3 protein-coding genes, 4 tRNA genes and 1 pseudogene are annotated in these 6,372 nt (G+C 55.0%); all 8 read left to right on the top strand.

Annotated features, from left to right (window positions below; all coding sequences use genetic code 11):
* Positions 1 to 75, top strand: a tRNA-Gly gene (locus tag PACILC2_RS18275).
* A 7-nt stretch (positions 76 to 82) separates the two neighbouring features.
* A tRNA-Arg gene (locus PACILC2_RS18270) sits at positions 83 to 159 on the top strand.
* A 52-nt stretch (positions 160 to 211) separates the two neighbouring features.
* Positions 212 to 288: transfer RNA gene (locus tag PACILC2_RS18265), tRNA-Pro, on the top strand.
* Between the two features lie 14 nt (positions 289 to 302).
* A tRNA-Gly gene (locus PACILC2_RS18260) sits at positions 303 to 376 on the top strand.
* A 299-nt stretch (positions 377 to 675) separates the two neighbouring features.
* A complete protein-coding gene (locus tag PACILC2_RS18255; RefSeq protein ID WP_213529958.1) occupies positions 676 to 1,800 on the top strand; it encodes an acyltransferase domain-containing protein in 1,125 nt (374 codons plus the stop codon).
* Positions 1,801 to 2,054: 254 nt separating this feature from the next.
* Positions 2,055 to 4,853: a phosphoenolpyruvate carboxylase gene (gene ppc, locus PACILC2_RS18250; protein WP_062490574.1), complete on the top strand. Its 2,799-nt coding sequence runs from the start codon at positions 2,055 to 2,057 to the stop codon at positions 4,851 to 4,853.
* A 200-nt stretch (positions 4,854 to 5,053) separates the two neighbouring features.
* A pseudogene (sigW, locus tag PACILC2_RS18245) lies at positions 5,054 to 5,619 on the top strand (RNA polymerase sigma factor SigW).
* A 116-nt stretch (positions 5,620 to 5,735) separates the two neighbouring features.
* On the top strand, positions 5,736 to 6,353 hold the full coding sequence (locus tag PACILC2_RS18240) for a zf-HC2 domain-containing protein (RefSeq protein ID WP_062490578.1): 618 nt from the start codon (positions 5,736 to 5,738) through the stop codon (positions 6,351 to 6,353).
* Positions 6,354 to 6,372: the final 19 nt, after the last annotated feature.

The following is a 6,372-nucleotide window of genomic DNA, read 5'->3' as shown; positions in this document are numbered from 1 at the left end:
GCGGAAGTGGCTCAGCGGTAGAGCATCGCCTTGCCAAGGCGAGGGTCGCGGGTTCGATTCCCGTCTTCCGCTCCATTATTATGTGCCCATAGCTCAGCCGGATAGAGCGTTTGACTACGAATCAAAAGGTCGGGAGTTCGAATCTCTCTGGGCACGCCATTTTTTTATTTTTGTTGCAAGATATTATGATGTATCGCGGATCGTAATAAACCGGGACGTAGCTCAGCTTGGTAGAGCACCTGGTTTGGGACCAGGGGGTCGCATGTTCAAATCGTGTCGTCCCGACCATTCCTCAACCGTATGCGGGTGTAGTTCAATGGTAGAACTCCAGCCTTCCAAGCTGGTAGCGTGGGTTCGATTCCCATCACCCGCTCCATAAAGCTAATGAACCTAAAACCTTGAGTTTCAAGGTTTTTTTGTTTTTGTTCAAGTTTTTTCTTGGTTTAAGGTTCGACAACGCTACACTGCTTGCCCAATCGTGGGGCAGTTAGGAGGCAAATTCGGAGCGTTAGCGTTAGCGTTTGAGTTTGAGCGATTCGCGGCGATCCGTCGGGCACCGCGTCGAAGCCGCCGGGCAGCGCGCCGATAAACGGCTTTCCAACCTTTCTGGTTCAGGTATATACTGATTGGGAACGGGTGACCGCCAATAGTTGGAGGAGCGGGGGAGCGGGAACGATGAACGGTGGTATCGATTTTTTGGATGATGCCTATATCGACGCGGCGAACGAATATTTTCGGCTTTCCGAACCGATTGTCGAGGCGTTCCGGAAGGAAACGGAGCGGATTAACGGCGACCCGGAGCTGCAGCGTAAGGCGCGGATCTATCATCGTATACTCGTTCATTCCGGAGATCAGGTGCAAAAGCTGAACGCGGAGCTTCTGGCGATGGGGCCGGAAGCGGGCATGTTTGCCGCCGTTATTTACGCGTCGGCGCTGCCCTCGGCGATCGGCCTGTATCGGGAGAAAGGTATTCCTCTATCCATTCTGCGCGATACGCTGGAGGATTTCGACATTTGGATCCGCCATCATCGCGAGAAGTACGGGGTTTGGGGATTAAGCGAGCTCGGGTGGCTTGCGCGGCACTTCCGTTGCGGCATATTCAGACTCGGCAGGCTGCAGTTTATGCCGCGGACGTGTTACTTGAAAATCAAAGTGTTCCGTAATCGCGACAGCGGCGCGCTTGTCGCGCTGTCAGACACGGGCGTTGCCTTCCGCGCGGACGGCCAGATCGACGGAACGAACGGCGTGACCGATCCGGACGGCAGGTGGGAAGCGGTCTATACGAACGACGGCCGTACGGCCAGCGGGAATCAGATATGGCCGCAAGGCTATGCCGACCGAAGACGGATGGAGCTCGACTTGCTGCAGTGGGAGCTGGTGCTGGAAGAAGGCGATTGGGTATTGGACGTTCATATTCCCGCAGGCTGCCCGATGACGCACGGGCTGTGCCGGGATTCGTACCGGCAAGCGGCAGCGTTCGTCCGGGAATATATGTCCGGTCGGGACATCAAAGCCTTCGTATGTCATTCATGGCTGCTCAGTCCGCAGCTTGGGCGGATTTTGCCGGAGACCTCGAATATCGTCAAGTTCCAGCGCGACTACCGTCTCGTTCCGGTATTGTCCGACGACCATCAGCTCTTCGAACGTGTTTTCGGCTTGAAAACGACCGATTTGTCCGGACTGCCGCGAGACACGACGCTGCGAAGCCGGGTGCTGGAATATTTGTCGGCCGGGAATGTTATTCACGACGCAGCCGGTTTTATGATGTGGAATGAGTTGGAATATAATGAAAATCAATGAAAGCCTTGAAACTCAAGGCTTTTTTCTGTTGCGTTGCCAGCTTGGGGGCTTCAACCGGAACTTGTTTTGTAGTATGATGGAGAGAGTGATTATTAGGCCTGTACTTTGGGCTTGTATAATAAAGACAGAATTAAATTTCACCGTGCCAAGCTTCGTTCGAATGACCGGCGAAGCCGTTTGCGGTTACGGGGGGACGGAGAACCGGCTTCGCTTGCCGAGCGGTTGTCCTTCGGAAAATGTTGAGGAGGAACAGTATGTCGGAACAGGCAACAGCATCAACGACGATTCGTCCGCAAACCAGCTTGCTGAGACGTGACGTTCGGTTTCTGGGAAATATTTTGGGAGAGGTGCTTGTCCACCAGGGTGGACGCGAACTGCTCGACATTGTCGAGAAAATCCGGGAAATGAGCAAAGCGCTGCGCGCCGAATTCGTTCCGGAACTGTATGAGGAATTCAAAAGTACGATCAGCCGGCTGAGCCCTGAAGTGCGCCATCAGGTGATCCGCGCATTTGCGATTTACTTCCAGCTTGTCAATATTGCCGAGCAGAATCACCGTATCCGGCGGAAGCGGGACTATGAGCGTTCGGCCGGGGAGTCGGTGCAGCCGGGATCGATCGAGGACGCGGTTCAGACGCTGAAGCATAAAAATATCAGCATCGACGATGTGAAGTCGATCATTAACAGTATATCGCTGGAACTGGTCATGACCGCCCATCCGACGGAAGCGACGCGCCGCGCGGTGCTGGATATCCATAAACGGATTGCCGAGGGCGTCATGGAGCTGGACAACCCTACCTTGACCTACCGGGAACGGGAGAAGCTGCGGGAGAAGCTGCTGAACGAAGTGCTCATTCTGTGGCAAACGGACGAGCTGCGCGACCGCAAGCCGACGGTTATCGACGAAGTGCGCAACGGTTTGTATTATTTCGATCAGACGCTCTTTGACGTGCTGCCGAACGTTTATGAAGAGCTGGAGCGCTGCCTGAACAAATATTACCCGGATGAAAAATGGCATGTGCCGGATTACTTGCGCTTCGGCTCCTGGATCGGAGGAGACCGGGACGGCAATCCGTCCGTAACGGCGGACATCACCTGGGAGACGCTCAACATGCACCGTCAACTGGCGATACACAAGTACCGGCAGAGGCTGAAGGAACTGATGGGCTTGCTGAGCTTCAGCACCAATATTGTGGAAGTGTCGAACGAACTGATCCAGTCCATCCGCCGCGACCGCGAGCATATCGAGATCAAAGGCGCCGATATTTGGCGCAATGCGACGGAGCCGTACCGGATCAAGATCTGCTTCATGCTGGAGAAGCTGGCCAACACGCGCAACGATGCGCTCAAAGGAACGCCGATGCGCTACAACAGCGCGGAAGAGCTGAAGGAAGACCTGCTCATTATCGACCGCAGCCTCCGGCATCATTTTGCCGATTATGTGGCCGATACCCATCTCCGCAAGCTGATCCGCCAGGTCGAGCTGTTCGGGTTCCATCTGCTGACGCTGGACATTCGCCAGCACAGCAAGGAACATGAGAACGCGATGACGGAAATTTTGGCCAAGATGCATATCGTCGACGATTATTCGGCTTTGAGCGAGGACGAGAAGATCGAGCTGCTGCACAAGCTGCTGAACGATCCGCGTCCGCTGACTTCGTCCTATCTCGATTATTCCGAGGCGACGAGAGAATGTCTGGACGTGTATCAGACGGTGTACCGTGCCCAGCAGGAATTCGGAACGGAATGCATTACGAGCTATCTGATCAGCATGACGCAAGGCGCAAGCGACCTGCTGGAAGTGATGGTTTTCGCCAAGGAGGTCGGACTGTTCCGCAAGGAGAAGGACGGAACGGTCCGCTGCACGCTGCAGGCGGTGCCGCTCTTCGAGACGATCGACGATCTGCACGCGGCGCCGGGCATTATGACCAGATTGTTCGAGCTTCCGATCTACCGTCAGGCGGTAGCGGCCAGAGGCGACTTGCAGGAAATTATGCTCGGGTATTCCGACAGCAACAAGGATGGCGGCGTCGTTACCGCCAACTGGGAGCTTCGGGTGGCCTTGAACGAGATTACGAATGCCGCCAAGCAATATGACGTCAAGCTGAAGTTTTTCCACGGGCGCGGCGGTGCGCTTGGCCGCGGCGGCATGCCGCTCAACCGGAGCATTCTGGCGCAGCCGCCTCATACGATCGGCGGCGGCATCAAAATTACGGAGCAGGGCGAAGTGCTTTCATCCCGTTATTCGATGCAGGATATCGCCTACCGGAGCCTGGAGCAGGCGACATGGGCACTCATTACGGCGGCCCGGCTGGCGAAGTTCCCGCTGCGGCGACCGGAAGAGGAGGCGGGCTGGGAGACCATCACGAAACGCATCTCCGATACCGCGTTGGAGAAATATCAGGACCTTATTTTCCGCGATCCGGATTTCATGACGTTTTTCAAGGAATCCACGCCGTTGTCGGAAGTGGGCGAGCTCAATATCGGTTCGCGTCCGTCCAAACGCAAAAACAGCGACCGGTTTGAAGATTTGCGCGCCATTCCGTGGGTATTCGCCTGGACGCAAAGCCGTTACTTGCTGCCGGCCTGGTATGCGGCGGGAACCGGAATCCGGGCTTATCTGGATGAAGATCCGGAAGGAATGGAAAAGCTGCGTACGATGTACGCCAAGTTCCCGTTCTTCCGCTCGCTTATCGACAATTTGCAGATGGCGCTTGCGAAAGCGGATTTGCTGATTGCCAGGGAATACGCGTCGATGATCAAGGACAGCGCGATCCGGGACCGGATTTTCGGTCAGATTGAAGCGGAATACAAGCTGACCTCCGACTTGATTCTGCAAATTACAGGTCAAGACAATATTCTTGACAACGTCCCGGTCATCAAAGACTCGATTCAACTGCGCAATCCGTACGTCGATCCGCTCAGCTATTTGCAGGTGCGGCTGCTCAGCGAGCTTCGCGAATTGCGGATGAAGGATGAGGACGATCCGGAGCTGCTGCGCGAAGTTCTGCTAACGATTAACGGCATCGCTGCGGGCATGAGGAATACGGGCTAACAGCAAAGTGTACAACAGCGAATGGGAACGGCCCGATAGCTAGCCGTTCGGCAGCCGGGCGGGAAGGCGACAGCCGCGATCTCGCCCGGCTTTTTCTCGTGGAGGCTGACCGCCGCATGACGGGGCGCTCTGCTTTCATCATCGATAAATGGAGGCCCGAAAGAGGAGTACGGTTAACCGAAACGTCTGGAGGAGTGACGGTGAAATCATTGGAAGCGCGCCTATCGCGTTCGGCCCTGAAGGGCGATCAGCAGGCGTTCGCTGAGCTTGTCGGCCTTTATCAGGATAAGCTCTATCATATGGCATATCGAATGTTGTACAATCGTCAGGAAGCGGAGGACGTCGTGCAGGAGACGTTTCTTCGCGTATACAAAAATTTGGACCGGTATGACGAGACGATGAAATTTTCAACCTGGATTTACCGTATCGCCACCAATTTATGCATCGACCGGATCCGCAAGAGGAAACCGTCATACTCGCTTGATGCCGAATCGAACGATCATGAAGGTTTGGACGGTTATTCGATGATTCCGAGCGACAACCGGACGCCGGAAAGCGAGACGCTTCTTTCCGAAACGCAGAGGACGATCCATCAAGCGATCGAAACGCTGCCGGCCAAATACAAATCCGTCATGGTGCTGCGGTATTTGCAGGATTTGTCGCTGCAGGAGATCGGCGAAGTGCTGGATATGCCGGTTACGACGGTCAAAACCCGCGTCCACCGCGGCCGCGAATTTTGCGAAAACGGTTGGAAAACAAATTGTAACGGATCGCTGTTAAAGACGCTTATTTTCATGAAGAAAAAATGAAACGTTCCAGCGCCCCGTACGTATCGTATACAAACCAAGCTTGTGCGAGCATGAAGAAAGGAGTATGGCTGGCATGGAATGCAGCGTCGCAATCGTTTGGATACATGACTACTTGGACGGCGAATTGCCGGCGGAAAAGGTTGCGTCCTTAAAGAAGCATTTGGCCGCTTGTCCGTCGTGCCAGGCGCGTTTCGAACAGCTGGAGCGGACAGAAGCGTTGACCCGCGCGGCCTTGGATACGCCGATGCTGGACAAGGAAGCATCCCGACAGCTGACAAACCGCATTATGGCGCAGCTCCCGACCAGCAGGCGGCGCAAGTGGACGCGTATGGTGCGCAATCACCCGGCTATTACTGTGGCCATTATGTTCGCGTTGATTATGGTTACCAGTTTTGTTACGATATGGGAACAGAACACCGAGCTTGTAGTGCGCGGTTCCGATCTGCAGGAGATCGTCATTAAAGGTAATCAAGTCATTGTGCCGCCTGGCGCATACGTGAACGGAAGCTTGACCGTAGAGAACGGCAATGCCGATGTTCAGGGCGAGGTAGAAGGGGACGTCATCGTCATCGACGGAAGCTTGAATCTGGCCTCGACCGCTCATATCGCCGGGAAAATCCGCATGATCGATCAGGCGCTGGATTGGTTTTGGTACAAAGTGACAGAGACCGTCAGCGGCCTGACACCTTGACAGCAAATGGCCTTCCTGG

Source organism: Paenibacillus cisolokensis (assembly GCF_018403665.1).
GTDB classification, from domain to species: Bacteria; Bacillota; Bacilli; order Paenibacillales; family Paenibacillaceae; genus Paenibacillus_AH; species Paenibacillus_AH cisolokensis.
The sequence above is the reverse complement of the archived record's forward strand: the minus strand, read 5'-3'. Positions and strand labels throughout refer to the sequence as shown.